Here is a 2,011-nt window from a genome sequence, read left to right on the forward strand (position 1 = left end):
TTTTCAATTCTATTATTTTTTAAAGTTTATATTAGATGATAATATGGCAATTTTAAAACCTGAAGAGTTAAAGGAAAAATTTGATGACCCATGGATTGCTCCATATGAGAAAGTCATTACAATGGCAGATGGAGATATTGTAGAACTTATTGAATACCACCCTTGCCCAAGCGGTTCCAACTGGTTGCTTTATCAATACCAACACAGCAGTGAACTTATCATTGATGCTAAAAGAGATGGAAACAAGCACACCTACCTCTGTAAAGTGGGCAAAAAGCCAATCGACCTTAAGGCAAGTATCAATGCTGCTGGAATTGAAGAGGTTGCAATTGATGAAGAGGCAAAGGAAGTTAAGGTAACCCACGGAGGACTTGCCGGCGCTGGTGTAGGCGCTGGAATGTGCAGAGGAATGGGAGAAGGTGTCAAATATGTGGATGTCCTTGAAGTCGGAGGAGGCAGTAAGGAAGGAAAAGCTACTGTAGTAACTCCAAAATACGAAAAACTTGTCATTGGAATCGATGACACTGACGTTAAGGATGCTGGAGCAACTTGGACTATGGCTCATAATATTGGCCTTCAATTGAAAGAGGAAGGATTCGAGTATCTTGACCATATTATCGTTCAGTTATTCCCACATAATCCTCACAAAACTCAAAACTGTGTTTCAATTGCACTTACCTTTGCTGTAATGGCTGAAGATAAGGAAAGATTGATCAATAGACTTATTGAAATCCTTGAGCATGACACATTATCCGATAAGACTGCAATAGCTATTCTTGAAGGAATTGGAATCCCACCAAAACTTAGAGAATATGCAATGGCTACAAAAACAGGTATGATGGATGTTGAAACTGCTGAAAAGCTTGCAGAAGAATTGGACATTCCACTCATTGCAGTTACAGGAGACCAAGGTAAAGTAGGTGCACTTGCAGCTTTAGGTCTTCATGATGATGTTGATGAGGCTGTTAAAGTTTATTACTAGTTCAAACTTTTAAAAAGTTTGAACAATTTTTTTCTTTTTTTATTTACTCTTTTTCCATTGATTTTACATAATCATCCAACAGATTAAACAGATCTTCTTTTGTATTCATTTTAAATATTTGCTGCTTTAATTCTATTGTTCTTGGCAATTTCTTAACGTAATATGCAGCTTGAGTTCTCATTTTTGGAATTGCAAATTCCTCTCCCTTGACTTCAATAAGCATATCTATGTGTTTTTTAAGGGTTTCCATTCTCTCTTCCATTGTAACTTCATATGGAAGTGTGCCGTCTTCAATATAGTTAACGCAATCCCTGATAAGCCATGGATTTCCAAGTGATGCCCTTCCAATCATGACTGCATCACAAGATGTTTCATCAAGCATTCTTTTTGCATCAAAACATGACTTGATGTCACCATTTCCAATAACGGGAATATTCACATTTTCCTTGACTTCTTTTATAATGGACCAATCCGCCTTTCCAGAATATCCTTGATCCTTTGTTCTTGGATGAACTGTAATTGCTGATGCACCTGCATCCTCAACGATTTGTGCTATTTCCACTGCATTTATGCTGTTTTTATCCCAACCGCTTCTGAGCTTTACAGTCACTGGAATCGGTACAATGTCTACAATAGATTCTACAATAGATTTTACCTTATCTGGGTCTTTCATCAAAGCGCATCCTGCCTTTGACCTGTTTGTCACCTTAGTTACAGGACATCCCATGTTAATGTCAATGATATCTACATTTGTATTCTCCCAGATGTACTTTGATGCAAAGGTGAGAGATTCCAAATCAGAGCCGACAATCTGCTGTGAAATTGGATGTTCATAGTCAGTCATGTACAGCATTTCCTTTGTCTTCCAATTGCCATACATAATAGCCTTGTCTGAAACCATTTCAGTTTCAATCAGCCCACATCCCATTGACTTTACAATGGTTCTAAAGCTGAAGTCACATACTCCTGCCATAGGGGCCAAAGCTATCTGATTGTCCATTTCAACATTTCCAATTTTCCACTTCATAT

The 2,011-nt window shown here is 37.8% G+C and carries 2 protein-coding genes; one reads left to right on the plus strand and one right to left on the minus strand.

The window, feature by feature from the left end; all coding sequences use genetic code 11:
• Positions 1-43: 43 nt before the first annotated feature.
• The gene (mmp11, locus tag QZU77_RS10795; protein WP_295603991.1) at positions 44-982 is read left to right on the plus strand and encodes a methanogenesis marker protein 11; all 939 of its coding nucleotides are present in this window, start codon (positions 44-46) and stop codon (positions 980-982) included.
• A gap of 43 nt (positions 983-1,025) precedes the next feature.
• On the opposite strand, the gene dusB is transcribed toward mmp11, so the two are convergent.
• The coding region (gene dusB, locus QZU77_RS10800) for a tRNA dihydrouridine synthase DusB (RefSeq protein WP_295603993.1) at positions 1,026-2,011 on the minus strand (986 nt) is incomplete at its 5' end.

The organism is uncultured Methanobrevibacter sp. (genome assembly GCF_902774605.1).
In the GTDB taxonomy this organism is placed as follows: Archaea; Methanobacteriota; Methanobacteria; order Methanobacteriales; family Methanobacteriaceae; genus Methanocatella.

Excerpts from the sequence above, each read along its gene's own strand:
- mmp11 (WP_295603991.1), top strand. The coding sequence starts at position 44 with ATGGCAATTTTAAAACCTGAAGAGTTAAAGGAAAAATTTGATGACCCA.